This is a genomic window from Cupriavidus basilensis (assembly GCF_008801925.2).
GTDB lineage: Bacteria > Pseudomonadota > Gammaproteobacteria > Burkholderiales > Burkholderiaceae > Cupriavidus > Cupriavidus basilensis.
In genome coordinates this window covers 3,214,510-3,237,872 of record NZ_CP062803.1, presented here as the reverse complement: position 1 = coordinate 3,237,872, position 23,363 = coordinate 3,214,510, and the positions used below count along the sequence as shown (strand labels likewise).

The 23,363-nt window shown below is 67.8% G+C and carries 9 protein-coding genes; 5 read left to right on the top strand and 4 right to left on the bottom strand.

The window, feature by feature from the left end; translation table 11 throughout:
• Positions 1-81: 81 nt before the first annotated feature.
• Complete coding sequence (locus F7R26_RS14865; RefSeq protein WP_150984209.1) at positions 82-1,083, top strand: FecR domain-containing protein; 1,002 nt, start codon at positions 82-84, stop codon at positions 1,081-1,083.
• A 756-nt stretch (positions 1,084-1,839) separates the two neighbouring features.
• On the opposite strand, the gene F7R26_RS14860 is transcribed toward F7R26_RS14865, so the two are convergent.
• Positions 1,840-3,389, bottom strand: a protein-coding gene (locus F7R26_RS14860) for an IS3 family transposase (RefSeq protein WP_241754329.1) whose coding sequence is annotated in 2 segments (ribosomal slippage) — positions 1,840-2,903 and positions 2,903-3,389 — 1,551 coding nt in all. Because the reading frame shifts where the segments join, the coding sequence is not laid out codon by codon here.
• 403 nt (positions 3,390-3,792) lie between these two features.
• On the opposite strand from F7R26_RS14860, the gene F7R26_RS14855 reads away from it, so the two are divergent.
• Positions 3,793-17,397 (top strand): filamentous haemagglutinin family protein, encoded by a 13,605-nt coding sequence (locus F7R26_RS14855; protein WP_170301975.1) that lies wholly within the window; start codon positions 3,793-3,795, stop codon positions 17,395-17,397.
• Positions 17,398-17,488: 91 nt separating this feature from the next.
• Complete coding sequence (locus F7R26_RS14850; protein ID WP_150990837.1) at positions 17,489-17,905, top strand: hypothetical protein; 417 nt, start codon at positions 17,489-17,491, stop codon at positions 17,903-17,905.
• A gap of 7 nt (positions 17,906-17,912) precedes the next feature.
• Here F7R26_RS14850 and F7R26_RS14845 read toward each other — a convergent pair whose 3' ends face one another.
• Together F7R26_RS14845 and F7R26_RS14840 are read right to left on the bottom strand one after the other, a co-directional pair.
• Positions 17,913-18,455 carry a GNAT family N-acetyltransferase gene (locus tag F7R26_RS14845; protein WP_150990835.1) on the bottom strand — a complete coding sequence of 181 codons (543 nt, stop codon included), beginning with the start codon at positions 18,453-18,455 and terminating at the stop codon, positions 17,913-17,915.
• Between the two features lie 107 nt (positions 18,456-18,562).
• Positions 18,563-19,357, bottom strand: a complete 795-nt coding sequence (locus F7R26_RS14840) for an IclR family transcriptional regulator domain-containing protein (RefSeq protein WP_150990833.1) — start codon at positions 19,355-19,357, stop codon at positions 18,563-18,565.
• 203 nt (positions 19,358-19,560) lie between these two features.
• On the opposite strand from F7R26_RS14840, the gene F7R26_RS14835 reads away from it, so the two are divergent.
• Together F7R26_RS14835 and F7R26_RS14830 are read left to right on the top strand one after the other, a co-directional pair.
• A complete protein-coding gene (locus F7R26_RS14835; RefSeq protein ID WP_150990831.1) occupies positions 19,561-21,207 on the top strand; it encodes an acyl CoA:acetate/3-ketoacid CoA transferase in 1,647 nt (548 codons plus the stop codon).
• A gap of 182 nt (positions 21,208-21,389) precedes the next feature.
• A complete protein-coding gene (locus F7R26_RS14830; RefSeq protein ID WP_150990829.1) occupies positions 21,390-22,388 on the top strand; it encodes a Bug family tripartite tricarboxylate transporter substrate binding protein in 999 nt (332 codons plus the stop codon).
• On the opposite strand, the gene F7R26_RS14825 is transcribed toward F7R26_RS14830, so the two are convergent.
• Positions 22,375-23,301, bottom strand: coding sequence for a LysR family transcriptional regulator (locus tag F7R26_RS14825; protein ID WP_150990827.1), 927 nt, complete (start codon positions 23,299-23,301; stop codon positions 22,375-22,377). The genes F7R26_RS14830 and F7R26_RS14825 overlap by 14 nt on opposite strands.
• Between the last annotated feature and the right edge of the window lie 62 nt (positions 23,302-23,363).

Here is a 23,363-nt window from a genome sequence, read left to right as displayed (position 1 = left end):
AAAAAAGCATGCCGATCTGTTGCTTCCCAACCGTCTTGTCTATGTCCACGGGCAAACCACGGTGGCGGCTCGCTTGATGCCATGATACGAATGATGATTCCTGCGCGACAACCGGAACGCACGCTTGATGCGATCGAGCGGCAGGCGCTCGCCTGGGTGCGCCGCGTGGCGGCGGGCGAGATGACGCAGGCCGACGGCGCCGCGCTGCGGCGCTGGTGCATGGCCGATCCCGCCAACCGGGCCGCTTTGTCCGTGGCACGGCAGCGATGGGCGCAACTGGGCGAGGCCAGTCAGCTGGTGGTGGCCCGCAACCCGGCCAGCCTGCGTTTTGCCGGGACGCCGCGCGCGCCGAACTGGCAGCGGCGTGCATTTCTCGGCGGCGCCATGAGCGCGGCGGCAGCCGCGGCGACAGTGGCCGTCATCCGGCCGCCGCTGGGCCTTTGGCCTTCCGTGGAGGAGATGCGCGCGGATTACCGCACCGCGACCGGCGAGCAACGCCGGCTGGCGCTGGCCGAGGATGTCACCGTCGAGCTCAATACGCGCACCAGTATTGCCGTGCGCTCCGGCGCGGGGCGTGTGCAGGGCATCGACCTGATCGCCGGCGAAGCCGCCGTCGATACCTTGAATGCGCCGCAGCCGTTCGCGGTGGTCGCCGGGCCGGGGCGCGCGTTTGCGCAGAGCGCACGGTTTGAAGTGCGGGTCACGCCCGCCGGTGTCTGCGTGACTTGCGTCGAGGGGACCGTGCAGGTGGCGCACGGTGCGGGCATCGCGACGCTGAGCGGCAAGCAGCAACTCACCTACGATAGTGCTGCGCTCGGGCGCATCGTGCATGTCGATCCGACATGGATGCCGGCGTGGCGCGATGGCTACCTGCGGTTTGCCGACGCGCCATTGCATGAGGTGGTTGAGGAGATCAATCGCTACCGGCCGGGCAGGGTGGTGCTGTTGGATAAGCGGGTAGCGAGCAGGCATGTGACGGGGCGGTTTCAGATTCGGTCGCTGGATAAGGCGATTGCGCAGATGCAGCGCTCACTTGGGTTGGAGGTGAGGTCGTTGCCGGGGGGGATTGTGTTGCTTAGTTGAGTGTTTCTTAAGGGGGCGTTTTTTGCGCTGCTGGCTGCTGGCTGCTGGCTGCTGGCGCAGATTGGCGTTTTTGGGGCGGGGTTTTATTGCTTCTAGCTGCTGGCGCGGCTGTACGGTGTTGGCTGTTTTGGAACGTGTGAGATGTTACTTTTCTTTACTCGTAAAGAAAAGTAACCAAAAGAAAGCGATCCTTGCAGGAGGCTGGCGTGGCGTCATTGGGAATCCCAATGGTTTCGTCGTACGGCCCTGGGTGCTAATGGACTCGTGCCGTTACCAGTTTAGATCACCACGACCCAGCCAATGCCCAGGGATTCGTGGTGGCCCCCACCGGTAGCCATCACCACGAATTTGAAGCCGTCTGTCGCTCGCGGTGCGGGCGGCCACGAAGTTGCAGGCGTCCCGTTTCCGTCGTGGGCGCGGTGGCAACGGCTTGATTGGCCGATGAACTTCGTCACCGCGCCCACCCCACCACGAAACCATCATAGCGTGATATATCGTGGCGCTTTGCGCCGGTACCGGCAGATGCGTGAATGAGCAGGGATGCCTCTACCGAGCAGCCTCACCACGAAACCAGCGTCATTTGCTGGGTCGTGGTCCTTTAAACCGGTTGCGGTACGAGGCCATTAGCACCCGGGGCCTGACGACGAAACCACCGGGCTGCGCAACCCCGAAAAGCCAGCCTCCTGCAAGGATCGCTTTCTTTTGGTTACTTTTCTTTACGAGCGGCGTGTGTCAAGGTAGTTGTCGCCTCAGCCGTTACGCTGCTTGCTTGTAATTCTGTCCGTTTTGCTGCGCTCGCTCCGGGTTCAGGTACACAGCATCTGGTAGTTCCCAGTTGCGGATGCCCGTGGTCCAACGCTGCGGATTCCGGGCGCGCACAACTTCATACAGTGCCGTTCTCTGCGCCAACAGAGCGGTGGCTGTGCCCTGATGCCGCTGGTTGGGCGTGACGTATTTCAGGCTGCTGTGTCGGTGCTCGTCGTTGTACCAGCGCACGAAGCGCAGCACCCAGTCACGCGCTTGTTCCAGGCTATCGAACGGGCGTTCCGGCCACATCGGGCAGTACTTCGCCGTGCGGAACAGCGCTTCGGCATAGGCATTGTCGTTACTCACCCTGGGCCGGCTGTAGGATGGCACCACCCCTAGGTCATACATTGCTGCCAGCATGGTGGCCCCTTTCATGGCCTTGCCGTTGTCCGAGTGCAGCACCAGCGGACGACCCGCTGTCTGCTCCCGCAAACAGCCGTGCATCAGCAGGCGGCTGGCGTGCTCAGCCGTCTGGCTCTCATGCACCTCGTTGGCTACCAGCTTGCGGCTGTAGATGTCCTTCATCATGTACCAGTAGAAGAACTTGCCCTTGACCGTAGTCGGCAGCCAGGTGATGTCCCAACACCACACCTGATTCGGACCCGTGGCCCGGTGCGTCGTCAGCGGGCGCGTGCACGGGGCCTTGCTGCGGCCACGCCGACGGCTTTGTCCCGCTTCATGCAGCACCCGGTAGATCGTCGATACCGATCCCACGTAGATGCCCTCATCCGCCAGCTTTGGCACGATCTGGTGCGGCGTCAGGCTCGCATAACCTGGCTGGTTCGCCGCCCTCAGCACCGCCTGCCGTTCTGATTCGCTGAACTTGTTGGCCGGTGCATCACGACGCGCTTCAAGCCGCCCGTCGGCGGGGGCATGCCGCCAGCGCTGCATGGTCCGCTCGGTCAAACCAAGCGCCTCGCACGCCTTCGCCTGACGGGCCCCGGCGCCTACGGCTTCATCGATCAACTCTATGGCTTCCAAGCGATCCGGGGTGCTGATCAGTCTTCCTCGTCCCGTCCCCAGATCGCTGCGGCTTTTTTTTGCAAGACCAGCAGTGCCGCCGTCTCCGCCAGCGCCGCATTCTTGCGCTTGAGCTCGCGTTCCAGCTCACGCACTCGCCCACGCGCCGCTTCGTCTTCCCGCCGCTGCGCCAACGTTCGCTTGACGGGGGTAGCCGCATTGGCCTGCTCGCACGCCTCACGCCATTGCTGAATCTGCTCCGCCCGGATGCCCTTTGCGCGGCAGTACTCCGACAGCTCCGCTTCGCTTAGCGGCGCTGTCTCCAACACAACGCGAAACTTGTCCGCGCTGGACCATTGATCACTCTGCTTTCCGTCACCCGGCACAATTCTTCCTGCTTCTCTCGCCATCCTGCGCCAAGTCCGCAAGGTCACTGTCGTGATCCCTGTGGCCTTGGCCAACTCCACTATCGACCGGTTCAGCGGCGGCATCATCTGCTCCACCACCCATTCCCGATGCTCGATTGCATATCGTGTCATCACCTATTCGCACACCGCCCTCCATTTTGCTTCACCAAGGAGACGGAGACGACAAGTATCCTGACATGGAGGGCGAGTAAAGAAAAGTGACATCTCACACGTTCTAAAACGGCCAATACCGTACAGCCGCGCCAACAGCTAGAAGCAATAAAACCCCGCCCCCAAAAGCCAACAGCAACCAGAAGCCGCCCAATACCCCCCCAATTACCCCTCCTATCCCTCTGTCACGAAATCTTCAAATAAAACCTTGCCGATTCCCCCGCGCCCAACGGTCTAGATCCCAGGAGCATCGACGGCGCTTGCCATCGATGGACATGATCGCAGTGCCTGTTCGTCAAGCAATGCCAGGCAATGCCGGGCGAGCGGGCCACGCCGAATGAGCTAGACGGGAATGGAAGCCAGAATGAACATGCGCGTTCACTACAAGAAGATGCCCTCGCGACAGACAACGCGATTCAGCAGAACGGTTCTCACGATCCGGCCCCTGGCCCACGCCATCGCATTGCTCGTGGCAGCCGGTGGCAGCATGCAGAGCGCGCATGCGCAACAAGCCTTCAGCCGTGCCTGGATGGCGCAAAAGAACATGATGCAGGACACGGCGGCGGCAACCGGCCGCCTGCCCAATGGCCAGCCCGCCGCATCGCTGACCAACCCGCAGGCGCAACAGCAACGCGCTAACGAACAACTGCAACGCTCCATCGACAACCTCAACGTGGCGGCGCGCGGCATTGCTGCCATGCAGGCCGCGCAGGCTGCCGCGCGGCAGGCCGCGATGAGCGATGCGTCGGTGCCCGATGGCCTGGCCGAAGGCGGCCTGAAGGTGGATACCAACAGCCTCACCGCGGGCTGGATCAATGCGAGGCCGCTGGACAAGGAAACCGGGCAGAAGGTCGTCGACGGCAGGACGCAGGTTACCGTCCGGCAGACCGCGGACAAGGCCATCCTGAACTGGGAGACCTTCAACGTCGGGCGTAACACCACGGTGCAGTTCGACCAGCAGCCGAGCTGGTCGGTGCTCAATCGCGTCAACGATCCGCAGGCGCGGCCCAGCCAGATCCAGGGGCAGATCAAGGCAGACGGCACGGTGATGATCGTCAACCGCAACGGCATCCTGTTCTCGGGCAGCAGCCAGGTCGACACGCGCAACCTGGTGGCGGCAGCAGCGGGCATGACGGATTCGCAATTCCGCAAGGGTCTTTACAGCGATGCGCTGGGCGTTGGCTATGTGCCGACCTTCGCCAACGACCTGGTCAGCACCCCGAGCACGTCATCGAACGGCAATGCCACGGGCGACGTGATCGTCCAGGCCGGCGCGCGCATCGCAACGCGCAAGCCGCAATCGGTGACCGAAGGTGGCGGCTATGTACTCCTGGCCGGGCGCGAAGCGCACAACCACGGTTCCATTTCCACACCTGGCGGGCAGGTCACGCTGGCCGCTGGCGACAGCTTCATCATCCGCAAGGGCGTTGGCACCGATGCCAACCAGGATTCGAGCACGCGCGGCAACGAGGTCAGCGTGCAGCGCAACCCCGGCAGCCTGGCAGGCCGCGTGAGCAACAGCGGCTTTCTCCAGGCGGCGACCGGCGACATCACGCTGGTTGGCCGCAGCGTGGAGCAGTCCGGCGTGGCGCTTGCCAGCACCTCGGTCACCACGCGCGGCACCCTGCACCTCACAGCCGTAGGCGACGCCGAGAGCCGGGTGATCCTGGGGCCCGGCAGCGTCAGCGCGATCCTGCTCGACGACAGCAACGCCACCGCCCTGGATGCGCAGCGCGATGCGCTGATCAAGGACTCCGCGCGGCTGAGCGATGGCGCCTACAACCGGCGCGACCAGTCTTTGGTGAAGATCGATTCCAGCGGCGACGTCGACTTCCAGTCCGACTCCATGACGCTCGCCACCGGTGGCCAGGTGATGGTGGGCGCCGTGCGCCGCACGCGCGTGGCGGATCGCGCCGCGATCGACGTGGCTGGCGCCGTGGGCGTCAGCGTGGCGATGGAATCCAACAACGTCATGATCAACGTGCAGGGCAACGAGCAACGCGACGCCCCGCTCAACCGCGACAGCAAGCTGCTCAACAACGCCAATATCTGGATCGACCGCCGCACCCTGGTGCGCGTCGCCGCGGGCACCAACGGCTATGCCACCGAGCGCATGTACACGGGCGGCGGCCTGCTGGAAGTCAGCGGCTACCTGAGCACCGGCGGCCACAGCATCGGCGAATGGGCCGCGCAGGGCGGCACCGTGGCCTTCAGCGGCGGCGAGCTGGTCACGCAGGCCGGGTCCGGCATCAATGTCTCCGGCGGTTCGCTGAACGTGCAGAGCGGCATCATCAAGCAGACCTGGCTCAGGGGAGTCGACGGGCGCTTGTATAACCTGGCTACCGCGCCTGCGGACAACCTCTACACCGGGCTGTATCGCGGCTTCGAGAACGCGCACGCGCGCTGGGGCAAGAACACCACGGAATACTTCCTCAGCCCGCTGATCGCGCCGGGCGAGCGGCTGGAGAACGGCTACACGGTCGGGCGCGATGCCGGGCGCGTGGTTGTTGGCACGCAGTCCGCGGTGCTCGAAGGCCATATCGACACCACGGTATTCCAGGGCGATCGCCAGCGCGACGCGCGGGATGTCGGCCTGGACGGCTACAAGCAATCGCAGATCGCCGCGCCACGCGCCGGCCAACTGATCGTTGGGCAACTCACGCCGATCTATGACAGCAAGACCGGCATGCTGCGCGACAGCCCGCAGGCACTGGTGAAACAGGTGGATATCGGCGTCGTGCAAGGCATCGCGGATGGCCTGGCCATGACGGACGCGCTGCCCGACGAGCGCAAGGGCAAGTTGCGCCTGGATGCCGGGTGGATCAATGGGCTAGGCCTGGGCGCCTTGAAGGTCTACGCCAGGGACGGCATCGACGTTGGCGCCGCCGTGCAATTGGCCGCGGGCGGCGACCTCGCGCTGCATGCCACGCAGGTGGACGTCGGGGCGGACCTCGCGGCGCGCGGCGGGCGCATCGCGCTGGGCAACATGATCAATCAGTACACCAGCAGCGCCGGTGGCGCCTGGCTGGACGTGCCGGTGGTGGCGTTACCGGCCAAGGGCTATACGCCCGGCGTTTCGGTGGGGCAAGGTGTCACGCTGGATGGGCGTGGGCTGTGGTCCAACCTCGAACTGGACTTCACCCGGATCGGCGGGCTGCCCTACGTCAACGGTGGCGCGATCACCATCAGCAGCACTGGCGACGTCACCCTTGGCACGGGCAGCGTGCTGGATGTGTCGTCGGGCGCGGCGCTGCTCGCCGGCAACAAGATACAAGGCGGGCGGGGCGGCAATATCACGCTGTTGTCCAACCAGAACGACGTCGCTGGCAAAGGTTCCGGCGCGTTGCGGATGAACGGCGAACTACGCGGCTATGGCGTCAAGGGCGGGGGTACGCTCACCATCGATACCGGCGTGGGCATTGCCATCGGCGGCGGCTTGCTGGCCGACAGCGGCCTGTTGCCGGCGGGCCAGTCGGTATCGGTCAACCTGACGCTGGCGCAGTCGGTCACGCTGCCGGCCGGCACGGTGCTGCCCAGTGATTTCACGTACATGGCGGACATCGTGGCGCCGGGCCAGGCGATGCAAGGCAACCCGCTGTTCAGCGCGACGCGCAAGGTCACGCTGCAAGCGCCGTGGCTGGTGCCGCGCGGCACGACCTGGAACTTCGCGGTCATCGACGACAAGGGCCGCTTTTATTCCAACGGCAACATCGCCCCCGCCGGTACCGTGCTGGTAGGCTCATCGGGCGACCTGGCACCGGGCTACGTGGTGCCAGCGGACGTCTTTCCCAACGGCATGCCCGTGCCCGAGTTCAATAGCACCCTGAAGGCCGGCACGCCGTTGCCCAAGGACGTGGTGCTCGCCGAGGGCTCCAGGCTGCTGGCCGGCACGAAGCTGCCGGGCGCGGTGGCGGTCAAGCCGCTGCTGGTGATCGGCAACGAGGTGTTCCAGAGCGGCTTCTCGCGCTACGCCGTGGCCGCCCAGCAAGGCGTGCAGGTCGCCCGGGATGCCAACACGGCGGTAGCGATGCCGGTGCTGCGCTTTAACGCCGCTGCGGGCCATGCGGTGGCAAGCGGCGCCGATCCGGCGCAAGTCCTGGAGCGCTGGCTGCCGCCCCTGTGGCAGGAAGACCCGCTCAAGGCCACGCTGACCCAGCGCGGCGGCGCCGACCTGGCATTGTCGGCCGGTTCGGTCTACACCCAGGCGCCGCTGGTCATCGGGCAGGGCGCCACCGTGACCGTCGATCCGGGCCGTGCGCTGACCCTGCAGGGCAATGGCCAGATCACCGTCGAGGGCACGCTGAACGCCTGGGGCGGCAATATCGCATTGCTGCCGGGCAAGCTTGGCACCGGCAACCAGGCGGACCGGCCCAACGGCATCGCCGATGCCATGTCGATCTGGATCGGCAACGGCGCCGTGCTCGATGCCGCCGGGCGCGCGGTCACCGCTGTCGACGCGCGCGGGAACGTATATGGCAAGGTGGGCCAGGGAGGCACGATCGAGATCGGTGCGCGCCATAACCTGGACGCCACCCAGATCGACGCCGCGGACGCCTTCGTCGTGGTTCGGCCGGGCGCGCGCATCGATGCCTCTGGCTCTTCCGCACGGCTGGACCTGCCCGGGCTGGGCGCCACGCAGGTGGCGAGCGACGGTGGCGTCATCGCGCTGAGTTCCTTTCGCGGCCTGTTCCTGGACGGCAGCCTGCGCGCGGCCGCCGGCGGCCAGGGCGCCGCCGGCGGCACGCTGGCGCTGAACCTGGAGACACCGGCCTACGGACCGGTGGACAACTATACCCAGAAGAGCCCCAGCGTCGAGGACGCGGTGCGGGCCGCGCGCGAGCTGGTGGTGGCGCAAACGCAGGGCGCCACCGCGCTGGCGGCCGGACTGCGGCCCGGCGAGCGCGATGCCGCCCTGGCCTACGGCGCCGGGCGCATCGGCGTGGACCGCATCGGGGCGGGTGGGTTCGACAACGTTGCACTACTGGCCAACGGCTTGATCAGCTTCGATGGCAACGTCAATCTGGCCTTAGGGCAGAGCTTGCGCCTGACGACCGGCGCGATCGCGCTGGCGGAGCATGCCGCTGCCGGCACCCAGGTCAGCCTGGCCGCGCCCTATGTTCGCCTGGCCGGCACGACCCGTGTTCCGCCCGACTTCTACTACATGCCCAACCCCACTGTGAACACCGTGGGCGTGCCGCTGGTGTCGCAAGGCACCCGGCTGCAAGTCGAGGCGGATCTGCTGGACCTGGTGGCAGCCACGCAGCTCGGCGTGCGCGGCGTCATCAAACGCAACGCTGACACATCGCTGACGGTGGAGCGAGGTGCCTTCGACGAAACGACCCTGCGCAGCCGCGGCGACATGCGCATGTACCGCGCCGCCTCGCTGAGCGTACCCGGCAACCTCACGCTGGCGGCCGCGCAGATCTACCCGGGCATGGGCGACAGTGGTTCGGTGACGGTCGGACAGCGCAGTTTTCTCGACAACTACGGCAACGTCCAGCGCGAATTCGACCCGGCGCGCCACCTCAACATCGAGCGCGTGGGCGATGAACTGCCCGCCATGCCCTATTCCGTCTTCGGCCGCCTGACCTTGCGCGCCCCGACCATCAACCAGGGTGGCGTGGTGCGGGCGCCGCTGGGCAACCTCGAGCTGGGATCGGTGGGCTATGGCGCTGTGACGGAGCACCTGAACCTGCTGCCGGGCAGCGTGAGCTCGATCAGCGCCAACGGCCTGGTCATGCCCTATGGCGGCTCGCTCGACGGGCTCAGCTACCTGCACGACGGCAAGGACGTGGTGTTCAACGGCGTGGGTAATGGCCCGGCCATCACCCTGGCCGGCAAGACGATCGACGTGCGGCAGGACGCGGTGCTGGACCTCAGCGGTGGCGGCACGCTCACCGGCGCGGCCTTCCTCGCCGGGCGCGGTGGCTCGGTGGACGCGCGCATGAATCCGCTGGTGCAGGTCGGCGCCCGCGGCGGCTTCACCTTGCCGGGCCTGTCGACCAACCCGGTCTATGCGATCGTGCCGGGCGTGCAGCCCGGCTATGCGCCGGTGGTGGCCGAGAAAGGGGCCAGCGATCCGGCCATCGGCCGCCAGATCACCATCGGCGCCGGCGTGCCGGGCCTGCCCGCCGGCACCTACACGCTGTTGCCTTCCACCTTCGCCTTGTTGCCCGGCGCGTTCCGCGTCGAGCTCAACGGGCTTGGCCATGGCACGTTGGCGGCCAGCGGCGCCATGGCCATGCGCAATGGCTCGTACGCGGCCTCGGCGCAGCTGGGCGTGGCCAACACCGGCATCCGCAGTGCCGTGCCTAGCCAGGTCTTCCTGACGCCTGCCGACGTATTGCGCAGCTATTCGCAATACAACGAGATGAGCTACGCGGATTTCGCGCTGGCCCAGGCCGCACGCGAGGGCGTGCCACGCGTCCAGCTGGAGCGGGACGCCAAGACACTGCGCTTTTCCTTCGCGCCGAGTGCGCCGCGCGCCCCTGGCGATGAACCTGTCCTGCACTTTGGCGGGCGCACCTTGTACGCGCCCGCCGCAGGCGGCTTTGGCGGCAGTGCGCTGATGATGGGCGAAACCAGCTACGAAATCCTGGCCGCCGGCGCGGCGCCGACGCCGGGTTTTAGCGGCACCTCGCTGTACGCGGCGGATATCAATGCCATCGGCGCCTCGCGCATCGGCATCGGCGGGCTGCCGTCAGTGCGCTATGTCGACTACACCGGCAGCAGGCAACGCGCCAACATCGCCACGTTCGATAGCGGGGCGTGGAGCATCTTCCTGCGCGAAGGCGCGGTGCTGAAGGCCGCCGAGGTGTACCTGGTGACCAGTACCAAGTCCGGCGGCATCTTCGTGGAGCAGGGCGGCGGCATCAATACGCTGGGGCAGGGCAAGGCGGCCTGGGATTCCACCAACGGCTATGTCTACGACCCGGGCTCCAGCAGCGTGCTGGCGGTCTCCAACGGCTGGCTGGACATGCTGGCTCCCGGCTATAGCGTTGATCCCCTCCGGGGCGCGGGCCGCATCGACATCGGGGCCTGCAGCCCGGGTGCTGTCTGCCACGGCACCACGCCGCTGTATTCCGAAGGCACCATCGCTGCCTCGACCGACCAGAGCTTCAACCTGCGCGACGCGGCACGCTATGGCACCCGCAACCTGGTGTTGTCGGTCGGCGCAATCAACGCGGGCAACCAGGCGACGCTGGCGGACCTGGCCGCGCGCAATGCGCTGCCGCCAGGCCTGACGCTGAACCAGGAGGTACTGGACCGGCTCCTGAAGGGCGACACCAGCACCGGCGCGCCGGCGCTGGAGAACCTGGCGCTGACCGCGCGCGACGCGCTGCGTTTCTATGATTCGGTGGAGCTGTCCACCATCGACCCGGCCACCGGCAAGTCCTCGCTCGCGCGCCTGGTGCTGGGCACGCCGGCCATCCAGGGCTATGGCAGTGCCGATGCGCTGGCCCGCATCCACACCGACATCCTGGTGTGGAACGGCGCGACCAATGCGCCGGGGCTGGTGGCAACCGGCGGCGCCGGCACGGGCAGCGGCCGCCTGCAGGTCGACGCGAAGCAGATCGAGTTTGGCTATGGCCCCAACAGCCGCCCCGATACCATCCACGCCATGGACCGGATGGTGCTGGGCTTCGCTCAGGTCGACCTCAACGCCAGCGAGCGCATCACCGCCAACCAGAAGGGCTCGCTCGCGGTCTACCAGTCGCAAGGCGCCTGGGACGACGCCACCAAGGGCTATGCCTACAGCGGCGGCAACCTGAATCTCAACACGCCGCTGCTGACCGGCCAGGCGGGCTCGGTCAACAAGATCACCGCCGGTGGCGACATCCGCTTGACCGCGCCTGCCGGTGCCGCTGCGCCGGCCTTGTCCGGCAAGGCCCTGGCCGAGGCCCTGGGCGCGGAGATTTCGCTCAACGGCAACAGTGTGGCGCTGGATAGCACGGTAGTCTTGCCCAGCGGCAAGCTCACCGTGTCCGCCGAGCGCGACGTGATGTTGCGCGACGGCGCGCGGCTCGACCTGGCCGGGCGCAAGCTCGATTTCTATGACGTCAGCAAGTACAGCTGGGGCGGCGACGTGGTGCTGGAAAGCCGCGCCGGCGACGTGCGCCAGGCGGCGGGTGCGCTGATCGACGTTTCCGCCAAGGAGAACCGCGCGGGCAAGCTCACCGTGCTCGCGCTGGGCGCGGGCGCGGGCACCATCGACCTGCGCGGCAGCGTGCTGGGCGGCAGCAGCGGCCACTACGATGCCGGCGGCACCCTGGTGCCGTTTGCTGCCGGCGGCGCGGATATCCGCGCGCAGCATATCGCCGATTTCACGGGACTGAACCAGCGCCTCAACGACGGCAAGCTCTCCGGCATCCGCAGCTTCCAGCTCAAGCAGGGCGACCTGGCCATCGGCGACGAGCTCAAGGCGCGCGAGGTCAGCGTGTCGGTGGACGGCGGCAAGCTCACCGTGACCGGCACCATCGACGCCAGCGGCGAGCAGGTCGGCAGCATTCGCCTGGCCGCGCGCAACGGCGTCACCATCGGCGGCGGCGCACTGCTCGACGCGCACGGCACGGTGCTGCGCGTGGATAGCTACGGCCAGGTCATCGAAGCGCCCAACCGCGCCACCATCGAGATCAACGCCGGCACGGGCCGGCTCACGCTTGAGAGCGGCGCGCGCATGGACCTGCGCGCCGGCACCGGCGCAGGCGCACAGTCGCTCGGCACGGTCGAGCTCAACGCCCCGCGCCTGGGCGGCGCCACCGGCAACGATATCGATATCGACGCCAGCGGCGCGCTGCGCATCGACGGCGCGCGCTCCATCGCGGTCAACGGCTTCTGGTCTTACAAGGACGCGGCCTGGGGCACCGATCCGATGGCCGACGGCCGTCCCTACCAGGTCATCAACCAGGCCTACCTGGACGCCAAGCACGCAGATAGCCTGGTGTTCATGAGCAATGCGCTGGCCAACGGCGACCTGATGAACCGCAAGCTCGCCGGCCTGCGCGGCTATGCGGATGCTTTCCACCTGCGCCCGGGCGTGGAGATCGTCAGCGCCACGCCGGATGGCGACCTGCACGTCGATGGCGACATCGACCTGTCGCGCTACCGCTATGCCAGCGTCAACCCGCGCACGCAGCAGACCGGCGTCTATGGCTCCGGCGAAGCCGGCGCGCTGGTGCTGCGCGCGGGCGGCAACCTGAATGTCTATGGCAGCCTGACCGATGGCTTCGACGCCTCGGCGCTGCCGGTCACCCCGGACGATCAGGGCTGGGTGCTGGTCAAGGGCAGGGTGCCCTGGGGCGGCGATGTCGTCATCCCGCAGGGCCAGCTGGTCACGCTGGCGGAAGACACCTTCTTCCTGTCCGGCCGCACGCTCAACTACGACCTGCCGATCAAGGCGGTGAGCCTGCGCCCCGGCACGGTGCTGCCCGCACGCGCCACGCTGGCGGCGGACCTGGTGCTGCCAGCCGGTACGATACTGGGCGGCGCGGTGCGCGATGCGCAAGGCAATATCGTGCAAGCGGCGGGTACGGTGCTGTCGCAGCCGCTGACGCTGGCCAGCGGCATGCAGCTCGATGCCGGCAACCGGCTTGCCGGCGGAGCCAGCGTAGCAGCCATGACCTGGCCTGCCGGCGTGCCGCTGCCGCAGACCGGCACGAGCGTGGAGACCGCGCCAGGGGTCTACCTGGCGAACGCACTTGCCTTGCGCAAGGGCGCGGTGATCCCGAGCGAAACGGTGGTCAAGCTGCCGGACGACGCGGTCATGGTGTCGCTGCGCCCAGGGGACGCCAGCGGCAACCAGGGCCGCAACTGGGCGCTGGCGCCGATGCTGCCCGAGGGTTCGCAATCGTGGTCGGTGCGGCTGGTGAGTGGCGCCGACACGCAGGCCGCGGACACGCGCGCCTTGCAGACGCACGGCAAGCAGGCGTCCATGCTGCTGGCCGACACCCACTACGGCCTGGTCTCGACGAACGTCTTGTTGCCGGGCACCGGCTTGCCGGGCGAATACGTGTGGGCGGGGGATTCGCTGGAATTGATCGGCATCGAGCCCGGCACACCGATCGACCTGGACCAATGGGGCGGCGAGCAAGAGGTCAAGAACCTCAACGACCTGGGGTATGGCTTGCTGGTCGTCAAGGTCAAGGACGGCACGCCCCCGGAGTACAGGACGCAGCTGCAGCCAGCCCGGCAGCAGCTCTTCAGCGTGCTGCGCACCGGCACCGGTGACCTGGACCTGATCTCGGGCGGTGACTTCACCATGACCTCGCCGTTCGGCGTCTACACCGCCGGTACGCAGTCCGCCGGTGTGGGCGCGGCGTACAACCTGCCACGCGCCACTGCCTTCGACGGCACGCTGCTGGGCCCGGATGGCACGACGTTTGCGCCGTATATCGATGGCGGCAGCCAGAGCCTGTACCGCGCCTGGTACCCGGAGCACGGCGGCAATGTGCTGGTACGTGCCCAGGGCGACGTGAAGGGCGACCTGATCGGCGTCAGAAGCAACCAGTCCCGGACCGATGCGATCGGCGTCCTGCGCGCCCACGTCGGCTCCACCGCTGTTGGCAACTGGCTGTGGCGCCAGGGCACCGGCAGCGCCGTGACAGGCAGCGAAGGCGTGCCCACCGCCTGGTGGGTCAACTTCGGCAGCTATGTGGCCGGCCCGACGGGAGGCTACGACTTGTTCGCGAGCGCGCCGTTCCTGGTCGGGTTCACCGGCATCGGCACGCTGGGCGGCGGCAACCTGGTGCTGGAGGCCGGCGGCGACGCCGGCATGCTGTCGTCGCGCATGTCGGCATCCGGCAGCTATGTGTCGCGCAGCCAGGGCTTGAACCTGGCGGTGGCCAGCACGGGCCGCGTTTCGGCCGATGGCAAGCAGCTGACCCTGACCGGCGGCGGCGACCTCGACATCCGCATCGGCGGAGGGCTCAACCCCGTGGCGGAAGTGCGCGCCTTCTCCTCGCAGACAGGTGACGTCACGCCGGCCACCCGCTACTCGGGGGTATATAGCGATATCAACAGCACCTTCGTCAACCTGCGCGGGGCGTTGCGCATGGAGGCCGGTTCGGTGGGCGGCATCGAGCTGCGTTTCGACCGCGCGGATCCCGCCGAATCGCGCGCCTACGACGTGTACAAGGCCACGTCCTCCATCGCCGGCGGCGGGCCGGTGCTGGTACCCGGCGATGCCGGCGTGCGCATCGACGCGCGCGGCGACCTGGTGCTCGGCGGCGTGGGCGACCCGGGGCGTGTGGCGCTGGTCAACAACGGCACGCCGTTCCGGGCCAACGGCGCCAGCTACACCGGCGACGGCTGGACCTGGTTCTCGCTGTGGACGCCGGGCACCGCCATCGACCTGTTCAGCGCGGGCGGTAATCTGACGCCGTCCGCCGCGGCGGCGGACAATGGCAATTCCGGCAACCATACGGCGACCGACGGGCGTTTCATGATGCCGTCGGTGCTGCGCGCGGTGGCGGCCAGCGGCAGTTTCTACTACGGCAATTCCAGCACCGGCGCCATCGATGGAACGAACCGGCCGGTCCAGTCCAGTACCACGCTGATGCTGGCCCCGTCACCGGTGGGGCCGCAATATGCCCGTACGGGCGCGGGCCAGCTGGAGCTGCTGGCCGCCGACTCGATCTACGCCGGCGGCTACGGGATCACGCAGTCTGGCGCCGATCCCACTGCCTTGCCAAATCCGTTCAACGCAGCCTTCAGCGGCAGCACGGTGAAGATCATCTACGGCACGCTGAAGCTGAGCAATATCAGCCCGGACGGGCTGGCTGCCAGCGTGTTCCTGGCGAACAACGGCGGCGCAGATACATACCAGGCCTACCCGCTGTTCAGTTTCACGCCACCCACGGCCTCGGGCTACGCGGCCCCCGGCAGCCAGCCGGCGCGCTTCTATGCGGTCAATGGCGATATCGTCGGCCTGCGCACGGGGTCGATCATTTCCCGTGCCAATGGCGTCGGTTCGGCCCTCACGTTCGGTAACTGGTATGAAGGCAGCGGACCGGTGGCGATCCGCGCGGGGCGCGACCTTGTCAATGCGGGTACAGCGCTGGGCGAGGCCGAAGACGTGCCCGCCGATGGCCACGGCTGGTACCTTCCTCCTCGCCGCGGCGACGGCACCTTTGCCGAGAAGCCCGTCCCGGTCCTGAATGCCAGCGCGCGTGGCAACCTGATCGTGCATAACAACGCGGACGATGTGTCCGTGGTCTCCGCGGGCCGCGATATCCGCATGAGCAACTTCTACGTGGCCGGTCCCGGACTGCTGGAAGTCACCGCCGGGCGCGACCTGTACATGGCCGACCGGGCCGAGCTCAAGAGCATCGGGCCGGTGGCCAACGTGACCCCGGGCGACCGCGGCAGCGGCGCCAGCATTGCGGTGGCGGCGGGCGTGGGCCGCAACGGGCTGGACTTCAACGCCTTCGCCAGGCGCTACCTGGATCCCGCCAACCAGGCCGACGCGGGCCGCGCGCTTGCCGATCAGCCGGGCAAGGTGGTGGCCATCTACAGCGGCGAGCTGAAGCTGGCCGACTGGCTGCGCGCCCAGTTCGGCTACGCGGGCGACGAGGCCGGCGCGCCGGCTTACCTGCAAGGCAAGCAGGCGGAGCTTGACAGCGCGCGCCAGCAAGCCTTGGCGGCCGGCGCGGCCGCCCCCAACCGCGACCTGCGGCGCGAGTACGGGTTGGCCGGCCAGCTGCACCTGGTCAACTGGCTGAGTGGCCGCTTTGGCGGGCATAACGGCCTGGGCCTGCACTTCGACGCGGCCAGCATGGACGCGCGGCAGTTCTTCGCCGCGTTGCCGGCCGAGCAGCAGCGGGCCTACCTGCGCAACGTGTACTACGCCGAGCTCAAGGCCGCCGGGCGCGAGTACAACCAGGCCGGTGGCCCGCGCGAAGGCAGCTACCTGCGCGGCCGCGAGGCCATCGCCACGCTGTTCCCCACGCATGACGCACAGGGCAACGCGCTTGCCTACGAGGGCGACCTGACCATGTTCAGCAGCGCCAACTACTACGCCCCGGTCTCCGGGGCGCAAGCCACCAAGCGGCCGCTCAAGGGCGTCACCTACCTGCGGCGCGACGAGTACAAGGCGGCCGGCAACCCATACAACATCGGTGTGTACGACCTGCTGGACGCTGGCATCCATACGGACTTCGGCGGCGACATCGACATCATGACGCCGGGCGGGCGCACGCTGGTCGGCGTGGATGGCGGTTTCGTCCCGGGCGAGGGCTCGGGCGTGCTGACGCAGGGCGCCGGCGAGGTCCAGATCTACGCCAGGGACAGCATCCTGCTGGGGCAGAGCCGCATTTTCACCACCTTCGGCGGCAACATCCTGGCGTGGTCAGCGCAGGGCGACATCAATGCCGGGCGCGGTTCCAAGTCCACCGTGGTCTACACGCCGCAGCGGCGTGTGTACGATGGCATCGGCCTGGTCACGCTGTCGCCCACCACGCCGAACACCGGCGCGGGCATCGCCACGCTCAACCCGGTTCCCGAGGTACCGCCGGGCGACATCGACCTGATCGCGCCGCTGGGCACCATCGACGCGGGCGAAGCGGGCATCCGGGTCTCCGGCAACATCAACATTGGCGCGCTGCACGTGGTCAACGCCGAGAACATCCAGGTGCAGGGCAAGGCCACCGGCATCCCCGTGCTGGCCGCGGTGAACGTCGGCGCGCTGACCAACGCCAGCGCGGCGGCTTCGCAGGCGGTGGGCGCGGCGCAGGACGCGCTGCAGCGCGAGCGCGCGGCGGCGCGCCAGGGCTTGCCGTCGATCTTCACGGTGCGGGTGCTCGGCTTTGGCACGGATGCGGATGAGGCAGCGCCCAAGGCGAGGGAAGGCGCCAAGGTGGCGCCGGCCAGCTACGACCCCAACGGGGTGGTGCAGGTGCTGGGCCAGATGGAGCTGAGCGAGTCGCAGCTCAGCCAGCTGAGCGCCACGGAGCGCCGCAATCTCCAGCGCTGAGCCCCTGGCGGGGGCGTTCCCGCGCGCGCGCCGGCTGCAATGGCGCCACCCGTGGTGGGCGTGGCAAGTGTTGTCATGGAGCGTGGCGACATTGGCTGCGCCCACCTTTCTCACCATCGGCGTGCTGCTGATGCAGGACGCGCGCAGCGATCATCCGTTCTTCTGGCCGTCGCTGATGGGGATCGTGGCGGCAGCCAATGCCGTGGCGATCCTGCGCATCAACCACCTGCACCGGCATGCCGCCTTCACCGGACGCGTGGCACTGGCGCTGCGGTATTCGTGCGCCGGCATGTCGGCGGGCTGCGCCATGTTCCTGGTCCTGGGCTGGGGCACGGGCGTGCTGCCGGAGATGGTGGCGCCGATGGCGGGCACGGTCGACGCGCCCGCGGTGGCGACGGCACCGTGGAGCGCGGTGATTGCCGTGGTGTTCGGCGTCGGCTCCTTCGCGCATGCCGGCGTGCTGCATGCGTGGATCGGCTTTTGCCATGCGCAGGAGGGGGCTGGCTAGCGGATGGCTAGCCAGACTTGCGCACCACCGGCCGCGTGAAGATCAGCGCGGTCTCGGTGCCGGCGGTGTCGGGGTCATAGAGGTCCCAGTCCAGCCCGCACAGCGAGAATCCCAGCGCGCGGTAAAAGCCGATGGCCGGGTAGTTGGTGTTTTGCGTTTCGGCGCGCAGGCAGCGGGCCGGCGTTGCTAGCAGCAGGCGGTTGATTTCCCCCAGCAGCACGCGGCCGATGCCGGTGCCGCGGAACGCGGGCGCGACGAAGATGGCGCTCAGCAGCGCGGACCGGTTCCAGGCTTCGAGCCTGACGGCGGCAAAGCCGCCGATGTCGCCGCTTGCGCTCTCGAACACCAGCGCGTGGTCGGCCTTGGCGCAATCCTGCTCGAAGCCGGACGGGTCGTAGTGGTTGAGCACGGGCTGGCCCAGCACCTGCTCCACGAGCCAGATGCCCAGCGGGCCGCTTTTGACCGCGTAGATGCGATCGGTCTCGTAGGTGGTGTCGAGCTTGAGGATGCCGGCGCCGTCACGCGCCCAGTCGAGCGGTCTGATAGTCATGCGGTGATGCTTTCAAGTGCGGTACGTGCCGGCCTTGACCCGTTTCTCATTCTAGGCGTCCCGCCCTGGTTGTGCATTGCCGATGCGCCGCCAGGGCGCCGATGTCCTCAACGCCGGCGCAGCAGCGCCTCAAGCTCCCCCGCGGCGTGCTTGAGCGCCGGCAGGTAGTGCTGCTCCAGGTGCGCCGCATCCCGGCTGCCCAGCACCATGCTCAGGCCCAGTCCCGCCACCACCTTGCCGGACTCGGCGCGCACCGGCACCGAGATGCCGGCGAAGCCGTCCACCAGTTCGCTGATCAGCGTGCAGTAGCCGTCGCCGCGCACTTGCTTGAGCGTGCGCGCCAGCGCCGTGCGCGAGCTGACCGTGAACGGGGTGAGCTTGCGCAGCTGCGCGGTGGCAAGGTAAGCCTCGAGCGCCTTGTCGTCCAGCCCGGCCAGCAGCACGCGGCCGAGCGAGTGGGCGTAGGCCGGCATGCGCCGCCCCACACCCATGTCGACGCGCAGGATCTGCGGCGGCTCCTCGCGCGCCACCAGCGCGACCGATTCTCCGTCCAGCACGCCCAGCGAGCAGGTTTCCCCCGTCTGCTCGGAGAGCGCCTTGAGGTAGGGCGCGGCCAGTTGCGGCAGGTTCATCGACGCAAAGTACGCGTAGCCCAGGTCCATCACGCGCGGGGTGATGGAAAAGTCCCGGCCGTCCTGCGCGACATAGCCGTTGTGCTGCAGGGTCAGCAGCAGCCGCCGTGCCGCGGCGCGGGTCACGTCGAGCTGTTCCGCCACGTCCTGCATGGTGAGGCTTCCCGCGCCGGAGGCGAACAGGCGCAGCAGCGCCAGGCCATTGGTCAGCGAATCGAGCAGCTCTTCCTTTTTCTGCGGGTTGGCCAGGGGCGTGTCGGTGCTGTTCATAGCGTGGGGAGACGGAAATAGGGTGATTTTAGTGCGCTGAGCGCACTTGCGCGATGCCGGCATGACTACGTATGATAGGTGTTTTGCGAACAAATGTTCGCGGAATGCGTGGCGTGTAGTGTGTAGTGCGGAGTGCGGTCCGGCGCAATGCGTGCAGGCAGCACGCCGCACGCCGCGCCGAGAAGAACACGATGGAGACAGCCATGAAGGTCATCAGCGCGCAGCAGGCGGCTGCGCTCGTGCAATCCCGGTGGACCGTGGCCAGCGCCGGTTTCGTGGGCGCCGGCCATGCCGAGGCGGTAACGGACGCGCTCGAGCGCCGTTTCCTGGACACCGGCATGCCGCGCGACCTGACGCTGGTGTATTCGGCGGGGCAGGGCGACCGCGGCGCGCGTGGGGTGAACCACTTTGGCAATGCGGGCATGACCGGGCGCATCGTGGGCGGGCACTGGCGCTCCGCCACGCGCCTGGCCTCGCTTGCCATGGCCGAGGCGTGCGAGGGCTACAACCTGCCGCAGGGCGTGCTGACCCACCTGTACCGTGCCATCGCGGGCGGCAAGCCCGGGGTGCTGACCAAGATCGGCCTGCACACGTTCGTGGATCCGCGCACCGCGCAGGACAGCCGCTACCACGGTGGCGCCATCAACCGCAGCGCGCAGGCGGCGATTGCCGAGGGCCGCGCGAACTGGGTCGAGGCGGTCGATTTTCGCGGCGACGAATACCTGTTCTATCCGAGCTTCCCGATCCAGTGCGCGCTGATCCGCTGCACCGCCGCCGATACGCGCGGCAACCTGAGCACGCACCGCGAGGCCTTTCACCACGAACTGCTGGCGATGGCGCAGGCGGCGCACAACTCCGGCGGCATCGTGATCGCGCAGGTGGAGTCGCTGGTGGATCACCACGACAACCTGCAGGCCATCCACGTGCCCGGCATCCTGGTCGACTACGTGGTGGTGAGCGAGAACCCGGCGCATCACCAGATGACGTTCGCGGAGCAGTTCAATCCGGCCTACGTGACGCCGTGGCAAGGGGAAGCTGCCTGCACTGTCAACGTCGCCAGCGCACCGGCGCCAGAGATGTCCCCCGCGCCCCCCGCGCTTGATGCCCGCACCATCGTGCAGCGGCGCGCGGTGCTGGAACTGGCGCGCAGGCAGCCGCGCGTGGTCAACCTCGGGGTTGGCATGCCGGCCGCCGTCGGCATGCTGGCGGTGGAAGCCGGCGTGGAAGGCTTCACGCTCACGGTGGAAGCCGGCCCGATCGGCGGCACGCCCGCGGATGGCCTCAGCTTTGGCGCGTCTGCCTATCCGGAAGCGATTGTCGACCAGCCGGCGCAGTTCGATTTCTATGAGGGCGGCGGCATCGATCTCGCCATCCTCGGGCTGGCCGAGCTTGACGGGCACGGCAACGTCAACGTCAGCAAGTTTGGCGAAGGCGCCGAAGCGCTGATCGCCGGCGTCGGTGGCTTTATCAACATCACGCAGAGCGCCAAGGCCGTGGTCTTCGTCGGCACGCTCACCGCCGGTGGCCTGGAGGTGCGCGCCGAGAACGGCGCCCTGCGCATCGCGCGCGAAGGCCGCGTGAAAAAGATCGTGCCGCAGGTCTCGCACCTGAGTTTCAACGGCCCTTATGTGGCCTCGCTCGGCATCCCCGTGCTCTACATCACCGAGCGCGCGGTCTTCGAGATGCGCCCCGACGCCATCGGCGCGGAGCACCTGACCCTGATCGAGATCGCGCCGGGCATCGACCTGCAGCGCGATGTGCTGGACCAGTGCGCCACCGCGGTCACCGTGGCGCCCGACCTGCGCACCATGGATGCGCGGTTGTTCCGCTCAGGTCCGCTGAAGCTCTGAAGCCCTGAGACGCAGCTGCCCAGCTGCTTAGTTGCCCGATAACAAACGACCGGCCATGACCGGTCATGGAGGAGGCCATCGAAGCTTTGTCCTGTCTTTCCCGTTAGTTTTTGCTGGATCGCCGACGCGCGCGGGCTGTCAAGCCGGCACGCGTCATTGCTGGATTACGTTTCATACTCATCATGCAGAAGACAAGCCGTCGTATTTTCTCGCGCCGCCTGGGTGCGGCCATCCTTGGCGTTTCGCTGCCGCTGTGCGCGCCGCAGGCCTTCGCGCAAGCCTATCCGTCCAAGCCGATCCGCCTGGTGGTGCCGTTCCCGCCGGGCGGCCCGACCGATACCGCTGCGCGCATCATCGGCCAGAAGATGGGCGAATCGCTCAAGCAGACGGTGGTGGTGGACAATCGCCCGGGCGCCTCCGGCACGATCGGCGCGGAAGCCGTCGCCAAGAGCGCGCCGGATGGCTACACGCTGATGGTGTTGGCCACGCCCACGCTGCTGGCGCCGCACCTGATCAGCCGCAAGGGCTACGACATCTTCAAGGATTTCACGCCGATCGGTTCCGCCTACGATCTGCCCATCGTCATGGTGGTCAACCCGCAGGCCATGCCCGACGTGACCGACCTGCAGCAATACATTGCCCGCGCCAAGGCCAAGCCCGGCGCGCTCAACTACACCAGCGCCGGCAATGGCAGCTTTGGCCATCTGTCCACCGAACTACTCAAGAGCACCGGGCATTTCGACGTGCAGCACGTGCCCTACAAAGGCAGCGCGCCGGCGATCTCCGATCTGCTGGCCGGCCAGGTGCCGATGATGTTCTCCGACATGATCGCGGCGCTGCCGCACATCAAGGCCGGCAAGCTGCGTCCCATCGCCGTGGGCTCGGCCAGGCGCGTGAGCTTCACGCCCGATGTGAAGACGGTGGCGGAGCAGGGCTTCCCCGGTTTCGAGGCCACCGCCTGGGGCGGCCTGCTGGCCCCCGCCGGCACGCCCAAGGATGTGATCGCCAGGTTGTCGGCCGAACTGAAGGCGGCGCTGGCCGATCCCGTGGTGCAGGAAAAGATGCTTGGCGCGGGCACGGTCGCTGCCTACCAGCCGCCTGAACAACTGGCATCGCGCATGCGCAACGACTACAAGAAGTGGGGCAAGGTGATCGAGGACAACGGCATCAAGAGCGACTGAGTCTGGCCGGCCCCGGCAGGATCTGGTGAACCAGGCCGACCAGCGCCTGCGCCGCCGGCGACAGCGAGCGTCCGGCGAGCGACACCAGCCCATACGCGGCCTTGAGATCGATCGGCGGCGTGACCTGCAGGGCCACGAGCGCGCCGCTGGCCTGCTCCGCGGTCATCATGGCCCTGGGCACCAGGCCGACGGCGTCGGTGTTGAGGATCAGCGTGCGCAGCGTGTGCATGTCGTCGCAGGTCACCGTGAGCAGCTCGCGCGCGCCCTCGCCAGCCTCGGCGCGGATGCGCTCGCGAAAGAAGTCCGCCACCCGCGCCGGGATGCGGGGGCCGGCCACGGGATACGCCAGCAGGCCGGTCAGCGCGGGCGCCCCGCGCGCGGCCAGCGCATGGCCGCTGCGCACAAAGAAGCTGGTCTCCAGCGAGCGCAGGCGGTCGATCCGCAGCTGCGCTTCATCCTTCAGGCTCTGGCTCTCGCCCACAAAAAAGTCCAGCTGCTCGGCCTTGAGCTTTTGCACCATCGAAGGCGTGTCCGCGATCTCGATATCGATTCGCAGCTTGGGATAGCGCGCCAGCAGCACCGTCAGCACGGGCTCCATCAGGATGGCCGCGGCAAACGGGCCAAAGCCCACGCTCACTTCGCCCATCTCCACATCGCGTAGCAGTTGCAGGTCGCGCCGTAGCTCGCGGCCTTCGCGCAGCATGCGGCGCGCCCGCTCCAGCACGATGCTGCCGGAGGCCGTGGGGCGCGCCTTGCCGTAGCTGCGGTCAAGCAGCTGGCTGCCGAACTCGTCTTCCAGGCCCTGGATGCTGCGCGAGAGCGCCGGTTGCGACAGGTGCAGCGCGGTGGCGGCGCGGGCAAAGCTGCCTTGCTCGATCAGGGTGACGAAATGATGCAGGCGGCGCAGGCCCATGATTTTGCGTGCTGTGCATGGAAAACTGAAAAATATTGCATTGGACGTATTTTCTCAAGTCG